Annotated in this window: 22 protein-coding genes; 11 read left to right on the forward strand and 11 right to left on the reverse strand. The window is 72.4% G+C overall.

Annotation, left to right across the window (positions count from 1 at the left end; translation table 11 throughout):
* The first annotated feature begins 23 nt into the window (after positions 1-23).
* Positions 24-1,184 (forward strand): S8 family serine peptidase, encoded by a 1,161-nt coding sequence (locus tag ACLJQM_RS43225; protein WP_410636091.1) that lies wholly within the window; start codon positions 24-26, stop codon positions 1,182-1,184.
* Between the two features lie 80 nt (positions 1,185-1,264).
* Here the strand turns inward: ACLJQM_RS43225 and ACLJQM_RS43230 are convergent, their stop codons facing one another.
* From ACLJQM_RS43230 to ACLJQM_RS43255, 6 genes are all read right to left on the reverse strand, one after another.
* Positions 1,265-1,630, reverse strand: a complete 366-nt coding sequence (locus ACLJQM_RS43230; protein WP_360766297.1) for a hypothetical protein — start codon at positions 1,628-1,630, stop codon at positions 1,265-1,267.
* Positions 1,627-2,967 (reverse strand): alpha/beta hydrolase, encoded by a 1,341-nt coding sequence (locus tag ACLJQM_RS43235; RefSeq protein WP_410636092.1) that lies wholly within the window; start codon positions 2,965-2,967, stop codon positions 1,627-1,629. Before ACLJQM_RS43235 ends, ACLJQM_RS43230 begins: the two co-directional genes overlap by 4 nt.
* 75 nt (positions 2,968-3,042) lie before the next feature.
* Positions 3,043-4,347 (reverse strand): WXG100 family type VII secretion target, encoded by a 1,305-nt coding sequence (locus ACLJQM_RS43240; protein WP_360766302.1) that lies wholly within the window; start codon positions 4,345-4,347, stop codon positions 3,043-3,045.
* The gene (locus ACLJQM_RS43245) at positions 4,344-4,730 is read right to left on the reverse strand and encodes a hypothetical protein (protein WP_247012496.1); all 387 of its coding nucleotides are present in this window, start codon (positions 4,728-4,730) and stop codon (positions 4,344-4,346) included. The genes ACLJQM_RS43240 and ACLJQM_RS43245 overlap by 4 nt, the downstream gene beginning before the upstream one ends.
* 102 nt (positions 4,731-4,832) lie before the next feature.
* Positions 4,833-5,135, reverse strand: a complete 303-nt coding sequence (locus ACLJQM_RS43250) for a hypothetical protein (RefSeq protein ID WP_020644701.1) — start codon at positions 5,133-5,135, stop codon at positions 4,833-4,835.
* An 18-nt stretch (positions 5,136-5,153) separates the two neighbouring features.
* Positions 5,154-5,498: a WXG100 family type VII secretion target gene (locus ACLJQM_RS43255; RefSeq protein ID WP_086856673.1), complete on the reverse strand. Its 345-nt coding sequence runs from the start codon at positions 5,496-5,498 to the stop codon at positions 5,154-5,156.
* Positions 5,499-5,823: 325 nt separating this feature from the next.
* Between ACLJQM_RS43255 and ACLJQM_RS43260 the strand changes: the two genes are divergently transcribed.
* Positions 5,824-7,236: a class I adenylate-forming enzyme family protein gene (locus ACLJQM_RS43260; protein WP_410636093.1), complete on the forward strand. Its 1,413-nt coding sequence runs from the start codon at positions 5,824-5,826 to the stop codon at positions 7,234-7,236.
* On the opposite strand, the gene ACLJQM_RS43265 is transcribed toward ACLJQM_RS43260, so the two are convergent.
* The 4 genes from ACLJQM_RS43265 to ACLJQM_RS43280 form a co-directional block, all read right to left on the reverse strand.
* Entirely contained in the window at positions 7,233-7,715 is a 483-nt protein-coding gene (locus tag ACLJQM_RS43265; protein WP_360766308.1) for a nucleotidyltransferase domain-containing protein, read from the reverse strand. The two genes, ACLJQM_RS43260 and ACLJQM_RS43265, sit on opposite strands and share 4 nt — an antisense overlap.
* A complete protein-coding gene (locus tag ACLJQM_RS43270) occupies positions 7,715-8,158 on the reverse strand; it encodes a YdeI/OmpD-associated family protein (RefSeq protein WP_410636094.1) in 444 nt (147 codons plus the stop codon). Before ACLJQM_RS43270 ends, ACLJQM_RS43265 begins: the two co-directional genes overlap by 1 nt.
* A gap of 55 nt (positions 8,159-8,213) precedes the next feature.
* Positions 8,214-8,918: a S1 family peptidase gene (locus tag ACLJQM_RS43275; RefSeq protein WP_410636095.1), complete on the reverse strand. Its 705-nt coding sequence runs from the start codon at positions 8,916-8,918 to the stop codon at positions 8,214-8,216.
* Positions 8,919-9,037: 119 nt separating this feature from the next.
* Positions 9,038-9,568 carry a hypothetical protein gene (locus tag ACLJQM_RS43280; protein WP_247012488.1) on the reverse strand — a complete coding sequence of 177 codons (531 nt, stop codon included), beginning with the start codon at positions 9,566-9,568 and terminating at the stop codon, positions 9,038-9,040.
* Between the two features lie 277 nt (positions 9,569-9,845).
* On the opposite strand from ACLJQM_RS43280, the gene ACLJQM_RS43285 reads away from it, so the two are divergent.
* From ACLJQM_RS43285 to ACLJQM_RS43295, 3 genes are all read left to right on the forward strand, one after another.
* Complete coding sequence (locus ACLJQM_RS43285; RefSeq protein WP_410636096.1) at positions 9,846-14,054, forward strand: polymorphic toxin-type HINT domain-containing protein; 4,209 nt, start codon at positions 9,846-9,848, stop codon at positions 14,052-14,054.
* Between the two features lie 9 nt (positions 14,055-14,063).
* Entirely contained in the window at positions 14,064-14,333 is a 270-nt protein-coding gene (locus ACLJQM_RS43290) for a hypothetical protein (RefSeq protein WP_360766320.1), read from the forward strand.
* Between the two features lie 143 nt (positions 14,334-14,476).
* On the forward strand, positions 14,477-15,100 hold the full coding sequence (locus ACLJQM_RS43295; RefSeq protein ID WP_360766322.1) for a DUF4190 domain-containing protein: 624 nt from the start codon (positions 14,477-14,479) through the stop codon (positions 15,098-15,100).
* 1 nt (position 15,101) lies between these two features.
* On the opposite strand, the gene eccCa is transcribed toward ACLJQM_RS43295, so the two are convergent.
* Complete coding sequence (gene eccCa, locus ACLJQM_RS43300; protein ID WP_410636097.1) at positions 15,102-19,028, reverse strand: type VII secretion protein EccCa; 3,927 nt, start codon at positions 19,026-19,028, stop codon at positions 15,102-15,104.
* Positions 19,029-19,170: 142 nt separating this feature from the next.
* Between eccCa and ACLJQM_RS43305 the strand changes: the two genes are divergently transcribed.
* The 6 genes from ACLJQM_RS43305 to eccD are packed head-to-tail and all read left to right on the forward strand — an operon-like array spanning position 19,171 to position 24,556.
* Positions 19,171-19,944: a WXG100 family type VII secretion target gene (locus ACLJQM_RS43305; RefSeq protein ID WP_360766328.1), complete on the forward strand. Its 774-nt coding sequence runs from the start codon at positions 19,171-19,173 to the stop codon at positions 19,942-19,944.
* A 31-nt stretch (positions 19,945-19,975) separates the two neighbouring features.
* Positions 19,976-21,034 carry a hypothetical protein gene (locus tag ACLJQM_RS43310; protein ID WP_410636098.1) on the forward strand — a complete coding sequence of 353 codons (1,059 nt, stop codon included), beginning with the start codon at positions 19,976-19,978 and terminating at the stop codon, positions 21,032-21,034.
* Positions 21,035-21,037: 3 nt separating this feature from the next.
* A complete protein-coding gene (locus ACLJQM_RS43315; protein WP_410636099.1) occupies positions 21,038-22,399 on the forward strand; it encodes a WXG100 family type VII secretion target in 1,362 nt (453 codons plus the stop codon).
* On the forward strand, positions 22,399-22,869 hold the full coding sequence (locus ACLJQM_RS43320; RefSeq protein WP_360766336.1) for a hypothetical protein: 471 nt from the start codon (positions 22,399-22,401) through the stop codon (positions 22,867-22,869). The genes ACLJQM_RS43315 and ACLJQM_RS43320 overlap by 1 nt, the downstream gene beginning before the upstream one ends.
* Positions 22,866-23,186, forward strand: a complete 321-nt coding sequence (locus ACLJQM_RS43325; RefSeq protein ID WP_360766339.1) for a YbaB/EbfC family nucleoid-associated protein — start codon at positions 22,866-22,868, stop codon at positions 23,184-23,186. Before ACLJQM_RS43320 ends, ACLJQM_RS43325 begins: the two co-directional genes overlap by 4 nt.
* Positions 23,186-24,556 (forward strand): type VII secretion integral membrane protein EccD, encoded by a 1,371-nt coding sequence (eccD, locus tag ACLJQM_RS43330; protein ID WP_410636100.1) that lies wholly within the window; start codon positions 23,186-23,188, stop codon positions 24,554-24,556. Before ACLJQM_RS43325 ends, eccD begins: the two co-directional genes overlap by 1 nt.
* Positions 24,557-24,593 lie beyond the last annotated feature (37 nt).

Below are 24,593 nucleotides of genomic sequence, written 5' to 3' on the forward strand. Positions count from 1 at the left end.
CGTCTTTCGGTTCGGGGGTTCGGGTGCGGATACCGGCGGCGCTCGCGGTCGCGGGCCTGGTGGCGGTCGGCTCGCCCGCCGTGGCGGCCGCGGCCCCGCAAGCGCAGTGCGCGAACCCGTCCGGCACGTATTCCGGCGCCGTCCCGTGGGGCCAGCGCCAGATCGACCCGGCGCGGATCTGGCCGCTGACACGGGGTGACGGCCAGCTGGTCGCCGTGATCGGCACCGGCGTCGACGGGCAGAACCGCCAGTTCGCGCCCGGCCAGCTCGAAGGCGGCGCGGGCACCGAGTCCGCCGACTGCGACGGCCGCGGCACGATCGCGGCCGGGATCGTCGGCGCGCAACCGGATCCGTCGACGACGTTCGCCGGTGTCGCGCCGGGCACGCGCCTGCTCCCGATCCGCTACACCGACAGCTCGTCGCGCGACGGCGGCGACCCGGGCGCGCTGGCCGGCGCGATCGACACGGCGCTCGACCGGCACGCGGGCGTCATCCTGATCGCCGTCCCGGCGGCGTTCGACAGCCCGGCGCTGTCCGGCGCGGTTTCCCGCGCGCGGTCCGAGGGCGCGGTGGTCGTCTCGGCGGCGTCGGCGACCCAGCAGGGCGCGCGCACCTACCCGACGGCGACGTCCGGGGTGCTGGGCGTCGGTTCGGTGAACCAAGCGGGCGAGCCGGTGCAGACCGAGGCGGGCGACTACGTCGGCGTCGCGGCACCGGGCGCGGAGCTGGTCAGCACGTCGGCCGGCGCGGGCGGCGCGATCGCGCACCGCTGGCCGGTGACCGACCCGGGCCTGGCGGCGGCGTACGTCGCGGGGGTCGCGGCCCTGGTCCGGGCGTACCACCCGGACCTGACCGGCGACCAGGTCGCCACGCGCCTCACACTCACGGCCCACCGCCCGGCTTCGGGCGGCCACGACCCGCGGCTGGGGTGGGGAGTGCTGGACGCGTACGCGGCGGTCTCGTCGACGCTGCCCGCGGACATCGCCCCGCCCGGTTCGGCCGCCCCGGCGGCCACCGAACCCGACGTGGTCCCGGCGGCGGCCCCGGCCCAGCACCCGTCGGACGTGCCGGCGGGCACGATCGCCTTGGCCGGGGTGGCTTTGGCGGCGGCGGCGGGCGTCACGGTGGCGGCGGTCCGGCGAGCCCGGCGTCGCGGCTGGCGGCCGTCCCGCTTCACGCCGTAGGGCGCGCGTACGTCATGAACGACCCTTTCACGGCGTCTGGCGAGGTGAACGGGTCGTTCATGACGTCCTGGGCCGCAGCGTCAGGCGGGGACCGGGCGGGTCGAGCCGATGATCGCCACCGCGTGGCTCGCCCGGGCCACGTGGACCGTGAAGTCCGCGCCCTCCCGGCTGAACCGCGCGATCAGCTCGCGCGGGGTGCTGCGGTCGTGCGCCTGCCAGCCGCGCTCCGCCAGCGTGGGCAGGACGACCTCGGCCAGGCGGCGTTCCGGCTCGCCGGGGTGTTCGAGCCGGACGCCGTACTGCCAGCACAGCAGCCGGCCCGGCCGGGTCGGGTCGCAGTCGAGCTCGCCGTCCACCGTGCGGTCCGCGCTGTCGCCGAAGACCTCCGCGACGCTGTCGATCACGTCGGTCAGCTCGACGGCCAGCCGCTCCAGTTCCGGGCTCATCGCAGCACCCCTCCGTCGTTCAGGAACTCGACGCCGTGTTCGAGGATGCCATTCGGGTCGAAGGTGCCGTTCGGGGTGACCGGGCCGCTGGTGATCACGCGGTACATGTTCGTCCACGACTCCGAACCCGGCTTCAGCACGTCACTGTGCGAGGACAGGCCCCACAGCTGGCCGCCCTCCGCGTCCCGGCCGGTCTCCAGTTCGGTGACGCCGGGGAAGGTGTCCGGGTCCGCGCCGTGGCCGATGCCGGTCCACTCCAGGCCCCACGCGTTGCCCTGGGCGATCTCGATCGGGTCGAGCGGCGCCGTCATCGAGTAGCGCTGCACGCCCGCCTGGCTCGCCGGCAGGTCCGACGGCGACCACACGCCGTGGCCCATGCCCGCCGACTCGACGTGCAGGACGCGGTCGACGTCGAGGCCGTGCGTCTCGGCCAGCCCGACCGTGGCGCCGCCGTAGCTGTGCCCGATCGCGGTCAGCGTGACGTCGGAGCCGGCGTGGCTCGAGATCTCGCCGCGCAGGTCGTCGGCGAAGTGCTTGAGATCGGGAGCCATCGTCTGCGCGTAGCTCGCGTCCGGGCCCTGCACGACCGGGTTCTGCGGGAACACCCCGTCGGCCCAGACGACCATCGCGGTGCGCCCGGCCGGGTCCGCGGCCACCAGGCTGCGCCCGAGACCGGCGTAGGCGTCGAAGTTGGACATCTGCGTGTTGACGCCGGGGACGAACAACCCGACGTTCCGCGTCCCCGGCTCGATGTGCCCGACCAGCTCGGCGATCCGGCCGTTGCCCGACGGGTCGAACTTCAGGATCTGCCGGTTGTTCGCGAGGATGTCTTCGTAGAGCTTGATCCGCGCCTGCGAGCGCTTGACCTCGTCGGCGTCGGTCAGCCCGGCGAGCTTGGTGCGCTCGGCCGTCAGCGCGTCCGAGACCTTGGTGCGGTTCTCCTCGATCGCGTGCGCCCACGCGCCGGTGTCGGCGGAACCGCCGATCCCGGCGGGGTTCCCGGCCTTCGGCAGCGGGTCTTCGGGCAGCAGCGCCCGGTACATCGCGGCGATCTGCGCGTCGGTGCGGCGGTAGCCGGCGGCCGACTCGGTCAGTCCACTTTGGAGCTTCTTGGCGCGGGCGACGTGCTCGCCAAGCTTCTCGCCCAGCTCCGTCATCGTCTTCTCGAACGTCTTGGCCGCGGCCGCGGACTCGCTGACCTGGCCGAACGCGGCGGCGGGGACCTTTTCCCCCGCGACCGCCTTCTGCGCGGTGCCCAGCGCGTCCGCGCGTGAGCCGAACTCGCCGGCCGCGGTGTCGAGGCGGGCGGGGACCACACGATAGCCGGCAGCCGTCACGGCCCGCCTCCGTTCCGCAGCAGAGGCCGTGAGTGTTCAGGGCGGTGGGAACCGCCCTGAACACTCACGACCGGGTCAGTACGCTTCGGGCTCTTCGCCGATCACCGGGGGCGCGACCGGGGCGGACTGGCCCCAGACGTTCTCCGTTTCGACCAGCCACGCCGGGATCCGGCGGCCGGAGCCCATGTCGCCGCCACCGCCCATGCCCATCGGCATCATGGGCATCATCGGCATCGCGCTCTTGGCCGCCGCCGCGCCCACGGCACCGGCCGCGCCGCCCGCGAGGCCGCTGAGCGCGTTGCCCGTGCCGCCGTCGCCGGCCAGGCCGGAGTGCGCGGCCGGGGCGTCGGCGCCACCGCCGCCGATCCCGGACCCGCCGGGGATGCCGCCGCCGATCGACGGCGCGTCGCCCCCGCCGATCGGGATGCCGCCCCCGGCGCCGCCTTCGACGCCGGCCCCGCCGCCGCCGAGCTTGGTGCCGGGCGCCTCGTCCTTGTTGTCCTTCGGGTCCTTGCCGGTGGCCCAGGACGGCACCTTGGGCATGATCGAGCCGAACCGGCCGAACGCGGCGGCCGAGGCCGCGGCGAGCCCGGCGGTGAACATGTCACCGAACAGCGGGTTCGACGTCGGCACGGTGGTACCCGGCTGCGGCGTGCCGGTCGAGGGCAGCGGGTGCCCGTCGCCGGGGGTGACCACCACGCCGGGGTCGGTGACGCCGTTGCCGACCAGCCCGGGCGAACCGGCGCTGCCCGCACCGCCGCCGCCGGCGGGCGGGGCGGTGGGCGTCTGCACGGCGTTCGGCGAAGCCGGGATCGACTCCTCGGCCACGGAGTACTCGCCGGCCAGTTCGGTCATGACGACGATCGCCTTGCCGTGCGCCGACCCGGCGGCGTTGGCCGCGGACTGCTGGGCCTCGACGTTCGAGATGGCCTGCTGGCGCTGCTGCGCCGCGGCCTGCACGACGGCGGGGGAAGCGTCCGGCGGCAGCAGCGGCGGGTTCACCGCGAGCGCGACGTCGGCGGGGGAGACGTCCGGCACCGAAACCGGCGGCGGCATCTCCTTCTTGGCCTTCACGAGCGCGTCGGCGGCGTCGCCGAGCATCACGTTCATCGCCTCGGCGGTCTGCGCCACCTTGGCGATGCCGTTCGCGAGGTCGACGATCATGTGCTGGTACTGGTCGGCCGCGCCACCGGTCCACTGGTCCTTGAACTCGGCGAGCTCCGAGTTGAGGTTGTGGGACTGCTCGTGCAGGTGCAGCGCGGCGGACTTCCACTTGTCGGCGGCGTGGCGCGCGCTGTTCGGGTCGCCGGCCTGGAGCATCGCGTAGAGCTGCTGGTGGCTGTACGCGGCGAAGTTCGTGTGCGCGGTGTTCTTGGTCATCCCTTGCGGCTCCCGTCCGAGTCACCGAGGCCCAGCAGCCCGAGCACCGGATCGAGCAGGTTGGTGACGGCACCCGAGTGGTGCAGGTCCCCGGCGACCGCCTGGTCGGCGTTCTGGTAGCCGTCGGCCACCGTGGTGGTCACGTCCTGCGCGAAGCCGATCGCGCTGCGGACCTGGTCGAGCAGGCCCTGCATCTCCGAGACGGCCGCGTGGTGCGCGTCGGCCAGCGACCCGGCTTCCCCGAACTCGCCGAACAACAGCGGCTCCGAGCCGAGGGTGAGCAGGAAGTCGTTCGGTTTCGACATCGCGTGGATCTGGGTTTCCAGCTCCCGCACGAAGTCCTTCAGCGATTCCAGGTGGACGTAGTACGACTGGTCTGGCATCGGTCCCGGCTCTCTGGGCGCGACTTGCGGACATGGGGAAAGCCGGTCGGCCGGTGCGAGCGGGGGGTTTCCCGCACCGGCCGACCGACGTCTGGGCGCGGATCAGCCCGCGAACAGCCCCTGGTTGCGGTTCTCCAGCGACTGCTGGAGGTCGTGGGCCTCGCCGACCTTGCCGCCGAACTGCGCGATGATCGCGACGATGTCCGCGGTGGCCTGACGCAGCCGGGTCTCCGACTGGCGGGCCGCGTCACCGGCGGAGCTGCCGGAGGCGTACCAGGTCGCGGTGATCGGCTGGAGGTTCTGGTGCAGCTGCTCCAGCTGCGAGGTGAGCGCCTTGGCCTTGGCGGCCAGGGATGCCGAGCTGTGCTGCAGCGCGGCGAAGTTGATTTCGACGACGTCGGCCATGGTGGGCGTCCTCTCGGGTCAGGGGTTGAGGCGGGGGATCACGCCCGAGCCCTCGAGGGAGTTGCCGACCCCCTGGAAGCTCTGGTGGACGTCGGCGTCGCCGCGGCCGTAGTTCTGGTGGCTGGTGTGGACGAGCTGCGACATGGTGTCGAGCTCCTTCACGGCCACGGTCATCTTCTCCTGGAGCCGGCGCTGCAGGTCCCAGAACGCGACAGCCTGGTCACCCTTGTAGTTGCGCAGGGCCTCGGTCAGCTCGGACTCCAAGCTGGCCATCGTGGACTTGGCGTTCGTCGCGGTTTCCTCGAAACCCTGGACGGCGCGCGTCATGGCAGCGGAATCTGCCTGGAATCCCGGACTGGACATCGACGGGCCACCTCCTTCCTGAAGCGAATTCCCCTGGCGCGGTGGTCCGCGCGGTGTGAAAGTCACGCTAGAAAAGAGGCCAGTGTGGTCAAACGGCACAACTGCCGGTCGCGGTGACGGCACTTCTACCCACAGGGGACCGGCGGGGGGCGTTCCGCGGGGATTCGGGGGCGCGACCCAGTGCCCGGCGCGACGCCGGGTGCGGTGCCGCCGCTCGGCCCGCCGTCCGATGATCGCACGCTCGTCAACGGTGACCGGCGGATCTTCTGCCGAAATTCTGAGATCCGCCCGGTAGACCGGGACCCCCGGGCGAAAGGCGGTCGAGATGGTCCACCCGCAGGCTCTGCTGGACGAGCTGGAGCGCGCTCCGGAGGTTCCCGCGTTCGAACACGGCTCCCGCGTCACGTCACGCGGAGAGCTGCGGGAGCTGATCGGCCGGTTCACCGCGGGCCTGCGGGCGGCCGGGCTCGGCGCCGGCGACGGGGTCGGCATCGCCACCGCCGTCACCGCGGAGGGGTTCGCCGCGCTGATCGCGGTGCACGTGCTCGGCGGCCGCGCGGTCGCGGTCCGGCCGGGGCTGCCGGAGGCGCAGCTGCGGCACGTCCTCGCCGACGTCTCGGCGCTGGTCGTGGACGACTCGGCGGACCCGGTCGACGCCGGGGTACCGGTGCTGCGGATCGGGTCCGCGTTGCTGGGCGCGTACGAGGAGCCGCTGCCGGGCGCGCGGCTCGAGGACATCGCGACGGTGGTGTTCACCAGCGGCAGCACGGGCGTCCCGAAGGGCGTGGCCTACAGCTACCGCGCCCTGACCGAGGGCCGCGTCTGGCGGAAACCGCTGCCCGGCACGGCCCACGAACGGCTGGGCGCGTGCTTCGGCCGGTACCTGCTGTTCGGCTCCCTGGCCAGCGCGGTGATGGTCGAGCAGCTGGGGGTGTCGCTGATGTCGGGCGGCACGGCGGTGATCCCCGAAGGACTGCCGGACTTCCCCGCGGTGCTCCCGCGCCTGCGGATCACCGCGGCGCTGACGACCGTGCCGCGGCTGCACCAGATCCTCGACGTCCTGCGCGAGGAGCCGGTCGACCTCGGCGATTTGCGGGCGCTGATCGTCGCGGGATCCCCGGTACCACCGCACAAACTGGCCGAGGCGGCCGAGCGGATCGGGCCGGCGATGCACCACGCGTACGGGCAGACCGAGACCGGGATGCTGACGATCTGCCGCGCCGACGAGGGGATCGGCTCGGTCGGGAAGGCTTGCGACACGGTGCAAATCGACGTCCGCGACGAGATCTGGGTGCGCACACCGTCGGCGTTTTCGGGCTATTGGCGCGATCCCGATACGACGGCGTCGGTGCTGCGCGACGGCTGGGTGCGCACGCAGGACCTCGGGCACCTGGATTCGTCGGGCTACCTCCACCTGTCCGGCCGGGCGCGGGACGTGGTGATCGTGAACGCGATCATCCACTACACCGGCCCGATCGAGCGGGCGATCGCGGCGCACCCGGACGTCGACCAGGCGTACGTGGTGGCGGTCCCGGACCCGCGGACGGGCGAGGCGGCACACGCGTTCGTGGTCCCGGTGCCGGGCCGCGAGCCGGACCTGGCGGAGGTGCGCAAGGGCGTGGCGGCGGAGCTGGGTGAGGCGGCGGTGCCGGCGCGGTTCAGTTTCGTCGGCGCGGTTCCTGTCGCACCGTCGGGGAAACCGGACAAGTCCGCGCTACGGCGGTCCGTTGTGGACTAGAAGTGGGTGTCGACGCCGAAGGTCTCGCGGAGGTGGCGCATGTCCGCGAGGTCGTGCGGGCGCGGCTCGTACCCCTGGTGGAAGAAGATCTGCTGGGCGACCGAGACGCACGGCACTTCGACGCCGTCGACGTGCCCGGTGACGAAGCAGTCCGCGGGGTAGCGGAAGACGGCGCCCTCGTCGTCGGCCTCCTGCGTGGCCGAGCCGTCCCCGGCGAAGACGAGCGGGTGCAGGTCCAGCTCGGTGCCGCCGCCGGACAGCACGAACCGGACCGGGCGCAGGTCGAGGGTCTCGCGGTAGCCCGAGGCCGCGAGCGCTGCCACGACGGCTTCTTCCTCGTCCAGCCGGTGCAGCAGGTCGAGGTCGCGGTGTTCGCGGGTCTGCCGGCCGAGGAGCGCGTCGATGCCCCAGCCGCCCGCGAGCCACACCGCGTTCGGGGCGGCGGCGCCGAGCACGCGCAGCACCGTGCGCGAGTCCATCACTTCCCGGCGCGCAGGTCCGTGATCACCTTGGCCACGCGCCGCTGCCGGGTCTCTTCGGTCTTCGCCTGGCCGATCGGCAGCACGAACCGCTGCTTCGCGCTGTAGGAAAGGCTCTCGAACCGTGCCCGCGCGGTGTCGTCCGCCGCCAGCGCGGCCGCCAGGTCCGGCGGGATCTCCAGTTCGCGCGGGGCGGTGTCGAGGGCGATCCCGACCGTCACCTCGTCGGCCGCCGCGACGCCGGCCTTCTCGCGGTTCTCCGCGCTGAGCGGGACCAGGAACCGCCCGCCGCGGCTGGCGACCGTCGTGCGGTAGGTGTGGCCGCCGAGCGTCACCGTGACCGCGGGCTTCTTGCCGGCGCCGAGCGCCTCGACGACGTCGTCGGGTATCGGCAGGCCGGTCGCGGTCTTGCCGCCGAGCAGCACTTCGGTGCGGAACTCCATGACGGCGAGTATGCCTCGGACCGGCCTCCCGGGCGGAGAGGCCGGTCCGGGCGGGTCAGACGCCGGCCGTGGTGCGGATCCAGCTGCGGCTCGACGCGATGCTCGCGTAGTTCTGCGTGCCCTGCGGGTTCGAACCGGAGTTGTTGCCCGTGGAGCACACCCCGACCTGGGCGCCGTTGTAGAGCTGCGGGCCGCCCGAGTCGCCGTGCCACGCCGAGCCGTTGACGCCCTGGCTGGCGATGGCCGTGCCGCCGAACGCGTCGGAACTCGTGCCGGTGACGCGGACGTTGGCGGTCTTGAGCGTGCTCGAGGGCGGGCTGGTGCCCTGCGTGCGGCCCCAGCCGTAGATCTGGTTGGTGGCGCCGGTCGGCGGGTTGCCCGTGCCGAGCTTCATGAACGTGGTGTTGACCGCCGTGGTCAGGTGCAGCAGCGCGATGTCCCCGTTCGGGGACGCCTTCTGCTGGTCGACATTGGCGTTCGTGCCCTGCTGGAGCGTCACGTTGCCGACCTTGACGTGCATGCCCGGCGAGTTCAGGCAGTGCCGCGCGGTGAGCACCCACTGCGGGGCGATGATCGTCCCCGAGCACTCGAAGCCGCCGTAGGTGGTGACGTTGTTCCAGTAGATCTGGGCGCCCCACGGCGCGGAGGAGACGGTGCTCCCGCCGATGATGTCCTGCTGGGCGTCCGCAACCCCCGCTGAGACCACGCTCAGCGCCGCGGCGGCAGCACCCACCGCGGCAACAGCCCTCGACATTCGCATGAAAATGCCCTTCGGCCAGGTGATCCGGATGTCGGCCCCGAAACCGGGCGACGAGCACAAACGTAAGTTCGTGGGAGGTTCCCGGGTACCTACCGAAGTCGGTAAGTCGCCGACGGTGCTCAGGGGGCCGTGGCGACCAGTTCCAGCAGCGTCGTCGGGTCGCCGTTCGGGTCCGCGCCCACGCCGACCTGGGTGATGCCGTCGGACGGGACGTCGACGCTCGAGTGGACCCCGGCGTCGGTGGTCAGCGACGCCTTGAGCTTGTGCCCCTGTCCCGCGGACAGGCCGTCGGAGCGGATGGCGTACACGGCCGGGATCTTCATGGTCAGCTCGCCGCCCGTGCCCAGGACCTTGAAGCAGACCCGGCCGTTGAGCGACTGGCCGACGGCTTCGGTCGTCTTCACCTGGATGACGCCGACGGTGTCCTGCCCGGTGGGGCAGGGCGTGTACACGATGTGCCCGTCACCGCTGATCAGCTGGACGTGGTCGGTGGCGAGGAGCGCCGCCGCACCGGGGTAGCTGTAGTCCTCGACCACCGACGGCGGCTGGTCGCTCGCCGCGATCTCGGACCCCTGTGCGGTGAGCACCCCGGCCGTTCCGGCGATACCGGCGGCGGCGATAACCAGAATTGTCCGGTTGAGCGCGCGCATGATTTCCCCCTCTTCGATTAAACAAGCAGACTTTCGCCCCAAATCCGACATTATTTCGTCGGAAGGTGGGGCGTGGTGAGGCTAAGGCATCAAGGTCAGAGCGGTCGTTGTGATGTCGATCACGACCATTTGGCCGTTGATGGCACCTGCCCGGCCCGTTAATGTCCCCAGCGGGCGAATGGGGCCGGCGGCTCTGTTCGTGAGGGCGGGTTAAACAGGGGGGAAACCTGAAATGCGTGCGGCGAGACGGCGATTTCGTGCTGCCCTGATAACGGTTTTGACGGTTTCGCTGGCGGGCGGTGCATCGCTTGTTCCGCAAGCGCAGGCCGCACCCCGGGCCGCCGCGACGGCGGCCGCGTCCTCGAGCGGCGATCGCGCGAAAGTCCTGCGGCTGTGGCAGTTCGGTGGCCCGGCGACGAAACGGGACGCGGCCGCCGCGCTGGCCGGCACGGACGCCGACATCACGCGGTTCCTCACCACGCAGAAGGACGTCGACACGTCCATCGACCTGGACGTCAAGGTCAACCAGGTGATGGCGAACGGCGGCCCGGCGACGCGGAACGCGGCCCAGCAGGCATTGGACGCCAACAGCGACGCCGCGCTCGACACCTTCCTGGACACCGGCTGGATCACCCCGCACGGCACGGATCTCGACCTGCACGTCAACCAGGTGATGGCCGCGGGAGGACCGCAGGTCAGGAAGGCCGCGCAGAAGGCGCTCGACGCCAACGCGGAAGACGCGCTCCGGGCGTTCCTGGACAGCGGCTGGCAGGCGCCGTTCCGGGTCGACCAGGACCTCAAGGTCAACCAGATCATGGCGGCCGGCGGTCCCGAGGTGAAGAAGGTCGCGCAGCAGGCGCTGGACGCCAACTCCGTCGACGCGCTCAACCAGTTCCTGGCCATCGATCTGCCCGTCGCCCAGGCGCGCGACGCGGAGACGGACTCGATCGCGCAGCTGACCGCGACGGCGAAGGCCGCGTCGGTGCAGGCCGCGAGCGAAACCGACGTGGCGAAGCGGCAGTCCGATCTCGCGGTGACCGAGGCGGCCGCGGCGCAGAAGGCGGCTCAGGCCGCGAAGGACGCCGCCGCGGCGGCGCAGGGGCACGTCGAGCAGGCCGCGGCCGCGGCTTCCCGCGCGGCCTATGCCGCCGACCAGGCCGCGGCGACCGCGCGGCAGGCGGTGGGCGCGGCGAACGCGGCGTCCAACGCGGCGCACACCGCCGCGGTCGCCGCGTCGCGGGCCGCTACGGCGGCCTCCCAAGCGGGCCGGGCGGCTTCCCGGGCGTACGACGCGGCGGCGTTGGCGATCGGTGACCGGGACAAGGCCGCGGCCGCCCGCGAGGCCGCCCAAATCGCCCACGACGCGTCCTTGAGCGCGGCGGCGGCCCGGGATGCGGCGCAGAGCGCGAGAACCGTTTCCCAGCAAGCGGAAACCGCGGGCGGTCTGGCCAAGGACGCCGCCGCGCAGTCCCGGATCGCGGCCGACGCCGCGACGGACGCGGCCACCAGCTCCGCCGCCGCCGGCGCGGACGCGCGGCAAGCCAAGGCCGCCGCGGCGCGAGCCCGCGTGCAGGCCGACCGCGCGGCCGCGGCCGCGAACGCGTCCCAGGCGTGGGCGCATCAGGCGTCCCAGGCCGCGGGCGAGGCCGCCACGGCCGCCGACGCCGCCGCCACGGACGCGCACAACGCGGAAGTGGCGGCGCTGGACGCCGCCGCGCACGCGGGCAACGCGGCGAACGCGGCGGAGCAGGCGACCCAGCACGCGAACGCCGCGACGGCCGCGGCGACCGCGGCCGTCAACGCGTCCAACCAGGCCACCCGGATCGCCCAGGACGCGCGCAAGGCGGACGACGACCGCATCGCACTGGCCGGCCAGCAGGCCGACGACGCGGCGAAGGCGGCGCTGGACGAGTACGCGAACCGCGCGCTCCCGCCGCGGCGGGACGTTGACCAGGCGAGCACCTGGAGCGCGGAGACGAGCCGGCTGATCGCCGAGGCACAGGCGGCCGGTACCGGCCGGGCCACGGTGCTGACCGACGCGCGCAAGGTCGCGCTCGATCTCGCCGTCACCGGCGGCCCGTGGACGCAGGCCGCGTCGACCGCCGCGCTGGCCGGTTCGGACGATCAGGTCGTCGACTTCGTCACCACCGGTCTCGCGGCCGCCGCGGGGCAGGACGACCGCGTCGTCCTCGCCGACCTGAGCGAGGCGGCCACCGACGGGTTCAAGGCCGCGGCGGCGACCGCACTGGCCGGTTCGGACACCGCCGTCCGGGACTTCCTGCGCAGCCGCGACTACCCGGGCCGCTTCACCGATGATTCGCTGCTGGTCAACCAGCTGATGGCCGCCGCGCGCACGGCGGGCCGGACGGTCGTGGTGCAGCAGGCGCAGCGGGCGCTGGACCAGAACACCGATCAGGCCCTGCGCGCGTTCCTCGAGGCCGGGCAGTACACCGCGCTGAGCACCGACGAGGACCTCAAGGTCAACCAGGTCATGTCGGCGGCGAAGGCGGCGGGTGCCCGCGAGGTCGTGGCGGCGGCGCAGGCGGCGATCGACGGGCCGCCGACGCTGCGGCACGAGTTCCTGACGGTCGGCCAGTTCACCGCCGCCCGGCGGGACCAGAACACCGCGACGCACAACGCGGCGATCGACGGCCTGCTCGCCCAGGCCGCGACGGCCGCCGCGACCGCGACGCACGACGCGAACGACGCCCAGGCCGCGGCCGCCCGCGCGCGCAACGCGGCGCAGGACGCGCAGAACTACGCCGATCAGGCGTCGGCCGCGGCCGCCCAAGCCGCGACCTACGCGAACCAGGCGCGGGACGCGGCCAACCGGGCCGCGGAGTCGGCGCAGCAGGCCCAGGCGTCGGCGAACACGGCGGCGGCGGCCGCGAAGGCCGCGGCGGTCTCCGCGGACAAGGCGAGCGCTTCGGCGGCTTGGGCGCAGCAGTCGGCGTACGACGCCGCCGGTTACGCATCGGACGCGGCAGTCTCGGCCAACATCGCCTACGGCGCCGCGATCGACGCGGGCAAAAGCGCGCAACAGGCCGCCGCACTGGCGAAGGAGGCTTGGCAGGGCGTCGCCGACAAAGCCAAGCTGGAGAAGCAGAACGCGATCAACCAGCGGACGTGGGACTGCAACAACCGGGCCGCCTGGGTGGCGCAGTCGCTGAACACCGACGACTGCATCAAGCTGTTCAGCGGCACCCCGGCCGAACAGCAGCGCATCCTCGGCCACCTGCAGCAGCTGTGCCGTCAGCTGAACGACCCCGGCACCGTCGAGCTGGGCAACTGCCTCGACCCCCGCAACCTGCTCAACGCCGAGTTCATGCCCGGCCCCGCGCCGTACGGCGATTCGGCGCTCGGGCAGTCGGTGACCGGCCTCGTGCTCGCGGGGCTGCTCGCGCTGATGTGCCCCGAGTGCGATCTGGCTTCGTTCCTCGGCAACGCCGAAACGGAACTCGGGCTGACCGGGGCCCGGGAGCTTTCGGCGATGATGGCGGAGGCGCTGGCCCGCGGTGACGGGCTGTTCAACGCCGCGGCCGCGGAAGCCGCGGCGGAGCTCGGCAAGGTGTCGGAAATGGCGATCCAGGCGGATCTCCAGGGCGCCGAGCTGGCCCGGATCGCACGGGAGTACGAGAACCGGTTCCCGTTGTGCACCGGCAACAGCTTCGCGGCGGGCACCCGGGTGCTGATGGCCGACGGGCACACCGAACCGATCGAGCACATCGCGGTCGGCGACCACGTCGCCAACGAGGAACCAGGCGATCCGCGGCGCCAGCAGCACCTGGTCGAGGCCGTGCACGTCACCGACGACGATCACGACTTCGTCGACCTGGCAGTCGGCACACCCGACGGTCCCCGGACGATCGAATCCACCGCGAAGCACCTTTACCGGAACGCGTCGGCGGGCGTCTGGTCCGCGGCGGCGGACCTGCGACCAGGAGACCTGCTCGACACCCCGGAGGCCGGCCGGGCGACGGTTCTGGCCGAGCGTCGTCACCCCGGTGCCGAACGGACGTACAACCTGACCGTCAACGCGGTCCACACCTACTACGTGCTGGCCGGGAACACGCCCGTACTGGTGCACAACACCAACAACCCGGCGTGCAACTCGCTCGTGCGCTTCTACGGGGACGACGGCGGCCACATCATGGCCGACCTGACCGACGGCGTCCTGACGATGTCCATCGAAAAGGGGGCGTTGTCGCCGAGCGGCTCAGCCATGTTCGCCCAGGTGATGAGGTCCTTCGGCCCGGAGAACGTCCGGGTGTTCAGCGGGAAGTGGGTGCCCGCGATGCCGAGCAACCTCGACGAGTTCAACCTGAACCTCAGGAACGGCATGACGTACGAACAGGCGGCGGCCAACACCTTCACCGGCCGGCAGTGCGCCAAGTACGGTCTGACCGTCGCCAAGGTGGATCAGAGCAAGCTCAGGGGTGAATACGGTCATTACACCAATGTCGAGCCTGAGTTTTCGCGCCCGTAGGAGAACGCCGTGCCGGGTGAAGAGTCCGAACTACGTGCCATGGTCGTCGCGGGGACTCCGTTCCTCGACCTCCTCGAACACCTGAAGAGGCGCGCGGGGGGAAAGCTCCCACCCGGCCGGTTCCTGCTGGCCCTGCAGGAGGAAGCCGGGATCCCCTTCACCAAGAGCAGGGACATCCTCGAGTACTTCGACCCCGAGATGAACCCGATCGCGGAGCACGGGGTGATCAACGAACGGTGGCGGCTGCTGCTGGCCGGCTGGGAGCTCGGTCCGGCGTGAGCCACTCCGAGTCTCCGAGGAGGGCTCGACGCTCATGGCGGCGAAGACTCCCTTGCGCGGGAGGTGCTCGCCGCCTGACCGGGCGGTGAGGCCGGCGCCGGCCGGGTGGTTAGAGTCTTCGTGCTCCGGCACGAGGGGGAACCATGGCAGCGCCACAGCACGATCCTGAGCTCTTCGACGAGCTCATGCGGAGCGAACTCCGCCGTCAGCCCGTCAGCCGGTACGCGGTTGCCACGCTCGTCTCCGGGCTCATGGGTGGCCTGCTCGCCCCGGTCTTCGCCGTCGTCGCGCTGGTGCGGATCCGGAAGCAGCGGCAGCGCGGCCTCGTCCTCGTGATCTGCGGGATGGTCGCCTTCGCCGGGTGGATGGGGTTCCTCGGGTACAAGATCAGCACCGGGACCGCCTGGTGGCAGCAGCGAGCCGCACAGGGCGGGCTGCCCGAAGGGGCCGTGCACGGGTTCGACCTCGCCGCCGGGGACTGCTTCTGGGCGCCGCCCGCGTCCGGGGCCTCCGACGTCCTGCGGCGGTCGTGCACCGAGGGGCACACCGGTGAGGCGTTCGAGGTGCTTCCGCTCGGCGAAGGCCCGATGCCCGACATCCTCGACGTCTACCAGCGCTCCCTGGCCCGCTGCGAGGCCGACGCCCGGCAGCTGCCGGACGTGCGCGTCCAGGTCGTCACGCCGACCGCCGACAGCTGGAACAAGGGCAAGCACCTCGCGGTCTGCTACTACCGCTTCGCCACGGAGATGACCGCGCCCGCGCGGTGAATCAGCTCTCCGCCGGCTTGGTCCACGCCACCTGGACCAGCCCCGTCCCGTGCCGGCGTGACACCAGCGTTCCGCGGCCGGGCGGTTGCGGTGACGGCTTGACGTCGGCCAGCAGCGCGCCTTCGTCCTTGGTGCCCGACATGATCAGGCCCGGCGAACCCAGTTCCCGCAGGCGCTGCAGCACCGGCTCGAACAGCGCCCGGCCGGCGCCGCCGGAGCCGCGGACGATGATCACGTGCAGGCCGATGTCGCGGGCCTGCGGCAGGAACTCCAGCAGCGGCTGCAGCGGGTTGCGCCCGACCGTGGCGACCAGCTCGTAGTCGTCCACCAGCACGAACAGCTCCGGTCCGCGCCACCACGAGCGGTTGCGCAGCTGCTCCGGCGTCACCGACGGGCCCGGCAGGCGGTTGCGCATCGCCGTCGCGCATTCGCCGATCAGGTCCGTCAGCTTGCCCTCCGCGCCCGCGTACCCCAGCAGGTGCGGCTCCGGGACCGCGCCGAGCAACCCGCGCCGGTAGTCCGCGACGATGATCGCCGCTTCCTCCGGGGTGTAGGCCGACGTGATGCCGTGGGCGATCGCCCGCAGCAGCGAACTCTTGCCCGACTCCACGTCGCCGAAGGCCACGAAGTGCGGGTCCGCCGCGAAGTCCAGGTACACCGGGCGCAACGTCGATTCCGCGATGCCCAGCGTGACCTGGCGGGACGGGGCCGCCGGCAGCGTGTCCAGCGGGACCTCCGGCGGCAACAGCCGGACCTGCGGGGCGCGCGGGCCCTTCCACGCCTCGGAAATCCGGCGCGTGAGGTCGACGCCGCCCGAGCCGATCGTCTCCGGGCGCTGGTCCGAGTCGATGCGGGGGAGCGCCGCCAGGAAGTGCAGCTTCTCCGCCGTGATGCCGCGGCCCGGGCGGTCGGCCGGGACGTTGACCGCCACCTTGCGGTCGATGGAGGAGTCCATCGGGTCGCCGAGGCGCAGCTCGAAGCGCGTGCCGATCGCGTCGCGCAGCTGGGCGCGGACGCCGATCCACTGGTTGAGCGAGACGATCACGTGGATGCCGAACCCGAGGCCGCGCGCGGCCAGCCCGGTGATCTGCTCCTCCAGCTGCTCGTACTCCTGGCGGATCGTGGTCCAGTTGTCCACGAACAGGAACACGTCGCCGAACTCGCGGCCGTCGGTGCTCTCGGTGAACTCCGCGCGGCGCTGCCGGAACGTCGTGATCGACTCGATCCCGTTGGCGGCGAAGAACTCCTCGCGTTGTTCGAGCAACGTCGTCAGCTCGGCGACGACCCGGCGGCAGCGCTGCGCGTCGCGGCGGGTGGCGTAGCCGGAGGTGTGCGGCAGCCCGGCGATCGGGGCGAGCGCGCCGCCACCCATGTCGAGGACGAAGAACTGGACCTCGGCGGGGGTGTGGGTCAGCGCGAGCACGCCCGCGATGTCCTTCATCAGCGTCGACTTGCCGGTCTGCGGGGCACCGACGATCAGCGCGTGCCCGCCCGCACCGGAGAAGTCGGCCCACATCATGTCGCGGCGCTGCTCGAACGGCTTGTCCACCAGCGCGACCGGGATCGTGAGCTTCCCGTTGCCGCCCCAGCCCAGCGGGCACAGGCCGCGCGCGGCGTCCTCGCCCAGCGGCGGCAGCAGCTGGTCCAGCGTCGGCGGCTCGTTCAGCGGCGGCAGCCAGATCTGGTGCGCGGACGGCCCGCGGCCCTCCAGCCGGGACAGCATCGCGTGGATGATCGTCTCGCCGGTGCCGTCGGCCTTCGGCGCGTCCTCGATCTCGGTCGTCACCGGGATCTCCACCGGGGCCAGCGAAAACGGCAGCACGCCGAGCTCCTGGCCGTCTTCGCGCACGACCGTGCTGCGCGGCGGCAGCTCCCCGGAGACGTACGCGGCCTTGAGCCGGATCAGCGTGTCGGTGTCGGCCTTCAGGTACGCCGACCCCGGCACCGGCGGCAGGTGGTAGGCGTCGGCGACGCCCAGCACCGCGCGGCTTTCCGCGGCGGAGAACGTCCGCAGCCCGACCCGGTACGACAGGTGGGAATCGAGCCCGCGCAGCCGGCCCTCCTCCAGCCGCTGCGAAGCCAGCAGCAGGTGAATGCCGAGCGAGCGCCCGAGCCGGCCGATCGCGACGAACAGGTCGATGAACTCCGGCCGGGCGGAGAGCAATTCGCTGAACTCGTCGATGATGACCAGCAGCGACGGCAGCGGGTCCAGCGGGACGCCGTCCGCGCGCGCCTTCTCGTAGTCCCGCACGGACGCGTAGTTCCCGGCCGCGTGCAGCAGTTCCTGACGCCGCAGCAGCTCGCCGTTCAGCGCGTCGGCCATGCGGTCGACCAGCGCGAGGTCGTCGGACAGGTTGGTGATGACCGCGCAGGTGTGCGGCAGGCCGGTCATCCCGGCGAAGGTCGCACCGCCCTTGAAGTCGATCAGCGCCAGGTTCAGCGTCTCCGACGAGTGCATCACCGCCAGCGCCGTCACCAGCGTCCGCAGCAGCTCGCTCTTGCCCGACCCGGTCGCGCCGATGACCAGGCCGTGCGGGCCCATCCCGCCCTCGGCCGACTCCTTGAGGTCCAGCTCCACCGGGCGGCCGTCCGGGTTGACGCCCAGCGGGATCCGCAGCCGGTCGCGGGCCGCGCGCGGTGCCCACGTCACCGCCGTGTCGGTGTCGCGCGGGTCGCCGATGCCGAGCAGGCCCGACAGCCCGAAGGTCGACGACATCGGCTTCTCGCCGACGACCGCGGCCGGGGTGTGCAACGGCGTCAGCATCCGGGCCAGCGCTTCGGCGGCGCCGCGGTCGAGGATGTCAGGGCGGCCGAGGAAGCCGAGCCGCTGCTCGGTGGCGTCGCCGACGACCATGCCGAGCGAGTCGGGCGTGGTGTGCAGGCTCAGCAGCCGCTCGGTCGAGTACGTCCGCGGGTGCTCCTGCCCGACTTCGAGCACGGTGACGCCGAGCCGGCCGTCTTCGCCGATCAGCCGCGGTTCGCCGTGCGCGTTGCCGCCGTCGACCACCACGACGAGGTGCGGCAGGTCGAGCTGGCTCGCCGCGCGGCGGCTGAACGCGGGGCGCTCGCCGAGGTCCGCGCCGAGCAGCTCCGCCAGTCCCGCCGCCGAGTCCGCGGCCAGGCGCCGGGAGCCGACGGCGTCGGTCGCGCCGGCCGCCGTCGCGTGCGGCAGCCACTTCGCCCATTCCCAGTCGTGCTGCCGGTCCGGGGACACGCAGATCGCGACGCGCAGGTCACCGGGGGAGTGGAACGCGACGAGCTGGCACAGCAGCGCCCGGGTCAGGCCGAGCACGTCCGGGCGCCGTCCGGCGAGGGTCACCGCGGCGAAGGACCGCAGCGACAACGCCACCGGAAGGCCGTCCACCGTCGAGTAGGTGCGGATGAAGTGCTTGAGGCTGGTGGAGCACACCGGGTCCAGGTCTTCCAGCGGCACGGTCTGCGGGGCCTTCAACGGCGTCGCCAGCCGCTGCGGCCCGGTGCCCGCGCGCACCTGCGCGAACTGCGAGTCGGTGGGCCGCCGGTCCCACAGCTTCCCGGACTCGACGTAGGCCCACAGGTCGGCCGGGTCGGGCTGGACGGCGACCATGGCCGCGCGCTGCCCGTCGGCGATGTCGCGGACCTGGGCGCGCAGCCCGGAGAGGTAGCGCTGGTAGTCGCGGCGCTCGTCGTTGATCTGCGCTTTCTTCGCCATCCCGCCGCGCCCGAGCGACATCACGACCATGCCGCCCATGGCGCAGATGAACAGCGCGCCGAAGATGTAGGTCATCACCCCGCCGTCACGTCCGATGTAGACGAACGACATCGCGCCCATGCCGAGCATCATCGGCAGGAACATCATGAGCTGCACCATCCCGCCGGACGAGCTCTTCGGGAGCATCGGCGGCGACTGCAGCACGATCTCGGAAGGACGCTCGGGCGTGAGGCTCATGTAGCAATGCTCCAGCGGATCGGGGTGGCTCTGACCGGTATTTTGGCCACTTACCGCCACGCCGCGGTGGGTACTTTTGCCGTCCGCCCGCTTCCGGGGACGAACTTACGCTCAGCCGGACAAGCCATCCGGAAGGAGACCCATGGCCGGCGAGTACCGGGCTGAGCCCGAGGCGATGCGCTCCGCCGTGGGCAACGTCGGGGGCATCCTGGCCCACGGCATCAACGCCGTGGCCGATCTGGAACGCCTGGTCGTGCAGCCGATGTCGTTCGCGACCTTCGGCAGCGCCGTCGCCGCCGCGAACGCCGCCCTGCACTCCAGCCAGATCACCGCCGTCCGGACGCTCCTGCAGCTGCTGCAGCAGATCAACGGGCTGGTCAAGGCCAGCGCGGACGCCTACCAGGCGGCCGACCAGGACGCCGCGGCCGGCTACGGCGGCGGGCACGACGGGAGCACGGCGCCGTCCTCGTCGATCTGGGGCAACTCGCACGCGTCGGAGCTCGCCACCCTCGCCATCAACGACAGCGCGGGTGCCCACGGCGAGCCGTCGTCGGTCGGGAACGTGCTGCGCTACCTGGGGGACGCGCGGCTCGGCGGGCTCGGTGACCACCCGATCACCGACGCCCGGTTCCACGGGGTCGCCGACTTCAACGACTGGCTCGCCGGCGACGCCGACAACCAGGCGCGGGTCGGGCTGATCGAGGTCTACGCGGGCACGGCCCGCACCTTCTCCGACGTTCCCGGCGGCGTGCACAGCGGGGACGTCGTGGTGGTCGAACCACTGCTGTTCTCCGACCGCCAGCCGGTCATCGGCGTCGCCGGCGACGGCGGCCGCCTGTACAACCACGGGCTCCTCGACGCCCGGATCAGCGGGCTGGCGAGGGTCAGCGTGTACCGGCCCGCCTCCGTCGTCTGACCCTCCGCACCCCGAGACTCTGTGAGGTCCGATGCTGACTTTCCCGAACTCCAGCGCGATGGACGCGACCGCGTCTTCGGGCGGGCCGATCACCATCCTGCCGCAGATCGTCACCGGCCAGCCGGAGCAGATCGCCAAGCACGTGGTCGACCTGGTCAAGAAGGCCGAGCAGTTCCTGAGCATGTACTCCGAGCTCACCAAGGCCGCCGACCAGCTCGGCAAGATCTGGTCCGGCGCGGCGAGCGAGTCGGCGCTGAAGAAGATCTCCGACTCCTTGAAGCAGCTCGAGACGATCATCAACGTCGTGCAGAAGGGCGCCGAGCTGCTCGGCGTGTCCGGCACGCTGGTCAAGACGGCGCAGCAGGCGTACCGCTCGGTCGTGGCCGCGGTGAACCCGACGGTCGCCTCGCTGATGTCGAACCCGTGGACCTACGGCGCGGCGGTCGCTTTGTCGACCGCGACGAGCGCGTCGCTGCGGGCGTTCATCACCGCGATCGGCGCGCTGCTCAAGGCCCTCGGCGCGGTCGACCTCGCGCAGCAGATCACCACGCTCGCGCAGGTCATCGGCGAGATCGAGAAGCTCTTCCACCACGACTCCGGCAGTGCGGGCGCGACGACGCCGTCGATCGGGAACACCCCCGTGACGGCGCCCCAGTCCCCGCCGCCGGTGGCAAGCTCGGCCGGGCAGCAGGCGGTGGCGGGCGGGAGCGGCGGGGGGATCCCGCAGCAGCCCTCGTTCACTGACTACACCCCGCCCGCACTCGCCACCGGCGGCGGTTCCAGTGGCGGCGCGGCGGTGACCGGCAACGGCACCCCGCTGAACCCGGCGAACAGCTGGATCGCCGTCGACCCGGCGCAGCACGGCGCGACCGTGCCGGTCCAGCCGTCGCCGGTCACGCAGCCCGCGCCGGTGACGCAGCCGGCGGCGCCGGTGCACAGCGCCGACGAGGTCGTCATCCACACCAACCTCACCACCGGGGAGTCCACTGTGGAGGCTCCGGGCGGCCAGGACTTCGACCTCGACATCGACCTGGACTACAACGGCAAGCACTTCAGCCAGCACGTCGGCTACGACGCGGCCGGGAACTAGCCCATGTGGTCCTCGGGGGTCGTCGACGCGTCGGGGGTGGTCAGCTCCGTGCTGTCCGGGTACCGGCGCGTGCTCGTCGAGTGCCAGAGGCGCGTCACCGGTGATCCTGGGGCGCTGAGCGCCGCGTCGCAGCGGGTCGCCACCCAGGCTTCGACGGTCTCGGGCAAGGCCCGCGAAGTCGACGAGTCCGCGAAGACGCTGCACGCGGACTGGGACGGCGACGCCTACACCGCGTTCGCGACGGCGGCGGGAAAACTCGGCGAAGAACTCACCGACGCCGCCACGAAACTGGACGACCAGGCGAAACGGCTTGCCACCGCGTCGCAGCTCGTCCAGTCGGCGAAAGCCGCCGTGGACTCGGTGCTCGCGCAGTTCGACCAGTACGCCCAGCAGCTGACCGCCCAGGCGCGCGCGGTGAACTCCGGCTCGGTCGGCGCGTTCATCCAGGCCGCCCGGCAGCTCGGCGAACAGAGCGTGCAGGCCGCCCGCCAGGTCGTCGACGAGTTCTCCGACGCGCTCGCCGGGCTGTTCCCGCCCGAAGGCGTCGGACGGCTGGAGCACGAGCTGGGCAAGTGGGCGCGCGGCCCGCTGCACTGGCTCAACGGCGAACCGCTCGACGGCCGGAAGCGGCCGCGGACCGTGCCGTCGTGGTTCGGCAACTCGGGCTGGAAGAAGCTCACCTGGGACGGCCTCGAAGGCAGCCGCGCGCCGAAGAAGGCGGACACGCCGTTCGGGCAGCCGGAAGCCGAGGGCCTCAAGAACAAGATCGGCCGCAACACCGAGATCACCTACTACAAGTTCCAGCACGAGCAGGACGGGTTTTCCCCGGAGTACGACGGGAAGGTCACGTCGAAGGGCTGGGACGTCGGCGCGTCCGGGCACGCGGAACTCGCGGCGGTGCACGGCGAGGCCGAGGCCAAGAAGGAGTGGGGCGTCGCCGAAGCCCACGCCAAGGGCACGGTGTTCGCCGGCGGCGAGGTCAGCGCGTCCGGCACGATCGGCGCGCACGGCGTCGGCGCGCACGCGAACGCCTTCGTGGGCGGGAAGGTCGAGGGCGAGGTCGCCGCGGACGTCGCCGGTGTCGGCGTCGGCGCGAACGGCACGCTGCAGTACGGCCTCGGCGCGCAGCTCGACGCCCAGGCCGTTTACGACGCCGGGCACATCAAGGTGAACTTCAAGGCGGGCGCGGCGCTCGGCCTCGGGCTCGGTGTCGGCGCGAAGATCGACATCGACCTGCCGAAGCTCGGCCACACGATCACCGAGTACGGCGGCGCGGCCGCTGACTACGTCGGGACCGCCGCCAACGACGCCGCCAACGCGGTCGGCTCCGCTTGGGACGACGCCGTTTCGTACGTGGGGCTGTGATGACGCTTCCCCTCGACTTCGTCATCCCGGACGGCTGGACCGCCGTCGACCCGGGCGGCTCGGGCGCGGTCTTCGTCGCCGTGCACCCGGTGCCGGGCGAGGAGTTCACGCCGAACATCACGGTCAGCGTGCAGCAGCGGCCGGACGACGCGTCGATCGACGCCATCGCCGCCGAAGCCGTCGAACGGCTTTCCCGCACGCTGGCCGGGCTCGAAGTGCTGAGCCGGCGCGACGTCGGCGACCCGGCCGCGCCCGGCGTCATGCAGCTGCTGCGCCTGCGCACCGGCGAAGGCGACGAGCTGATCCAGACCCAGGTGCACCTGACGGTTCCCGGCGCGGTGCCGGCGGACCGGCTGGTGCTCGAGCTCGCCTGCACGGCCGCGCCCGCTACCGCGCGGCGGCTCTCACCCGGTTTCCAGCGGTTCGTGGGCAGCGTCCGCGTCCGCCAGCACGAAGGGAAAGCACAGTGACCGATCCGTACGCGGTGCCGGACATGGACGAGCTGCTCGCGCAGGTGCGCAAGCAGACCGAAGAGGTCCAGCGGATCCAGCGCACGGTCGAGGCGATGGAGGTCAAGGCGCACTCGCGCCAGAACGAGGTCACCGTCACCCTCCGCGGCGACGGCCGGTTCACCTCGATCGACATCGACCCCCGCGCGATCCGCGAGTACGACGCCCGCAACCTCTCGGAGATCGTCCTCGAGGCGGTGAACGCCGGGCTGCAGAAGCTCGCCGAGGCGTCGAACGCCAAGTTCGCCCCGGTGATCTCGGCCGCGAAAGACATCTGATGACGGCGTCGCTCACGGGCACGACCCGCCGGGTCACGGTGGTCACGCCGAGGGCCCGCGTGGACGTCGCGCTGCCGCAGCAGTCGACGTTCGCCGAGCTGGTGCCCCAGCTGGTCCGCCTGGCCGGGGCGGCCGGGCAGGCGTCGGCGGAGCACCCCGGCTGGGTGCTCTCCCGGCTCGGCGGGGCACCACTGGCCCTCGGCTTGAGCGTCGCGGCCGCCCAGATCCGGGACGGCGAAGTGCTCCACCTGACCCCGCGGGAACGCCCGCGGGGTCCGCTGCTGTTCGACGACGTCGTCGATTCGATCGCGAGCGTCGCCGACACCTCCGGCGGCTGGAGCCCGTCGGTGGCCCGCCGGTCCGGTCTGGTGGCCGCGGTGGTGCTGCTGCTGGCGGGCGGTCTCCTGGTGCAGTCGGCGGCGTCCGGCAGCGTCCTGGCGCCCGTCGGCACCGGGCTGCTGGCGTTGGTCCTGCTGCTCGGCGGCGGCGCGCTCAGCCGCGCTTACGGCGACGCCGAGGCCGGTGCCGCGGGCGCGGTCGCGGGCGTCGGGGTCGCGTTGCTGGCGGGGATGTCGGTGCTGCCGCCGCACCCGCTGTTCTCGCTGTCGGCGGGCCCGCTGGCAGCGGGCTTGGCGGCGGTGACGGTATACGGCGTCCTGGCGGCGGTCTCGGTGGCCGACCGCCTCCCGTGGTTCGTGGCGATCACCGGCGCGGCGGGCGTCGGCGCGGTGACGACGGGCGTGGTCCTGCTGGCCGGCGTCTCACCCGCTTCGGCGGCTTCGGTGGCAGCGGTGCTGTGCACGGCGCTGGCAGCGGTGGCCCCGATGCTGTCCCTGCGCCTGGCGCGGCTGCCGCTGCCCCGCGTCCCGGACGACATGGAGGCGTTCCGCGCGGACGAACAGCCGTCGCTCGGCACGGAGATGATCGGCCGGACGTCCCGCGCCCAAGCGGTGCTGACGGGCCTGCTCATCGCACTCGGCTTGGTGGTGCTGGCTTCTTCCATCGTGCTGTCTTCGCACGGCCCGTGGGAAGCCGGCCTGGCGGCGGTGCTGGGCGTGGCGTGGATCCTGCGGTCCCGGTCGTACGCCGGTCGTTCGCAGCGGCTGGTGCTCGTCGGTTTCGGGATCCTGAGCCTGGTGTGTGCCGGTGTGTGGCTGGTGGCGTCGGGCAACCGCACGGTGGTTTTCGCGGCGGGCTGCGCGGTCGTGCTGGCCGCGGTGGTGTGCCTGGTCTACGCGACGCGGGTGGCGCGGGGGCTGCGTTCGCCGTACTGGTCGCGGCTGCTGGACGTGTCCGAGTTCCTGGTGCTGCTGTCGCTGGTCCCGTTCGTGGGCATGATCGCGGGGGTTTACGAGGCCGTCCGAGGCTGAGTACGAAACGGTTTGCTCTCCGGTTTGCCGCGGTGCA

Origin of the sequence: Amycolatopsis sp. cmx-4-83, from assembly GCF_046548815.1 — a bacterium.
Lineage (GTDB): Bacteria > Actinomycetota > Actinomycetes > Mycobacteriales > Pseudonocardiaceae > Amycolatopsis > Amycolatopsis pretoriensis_A.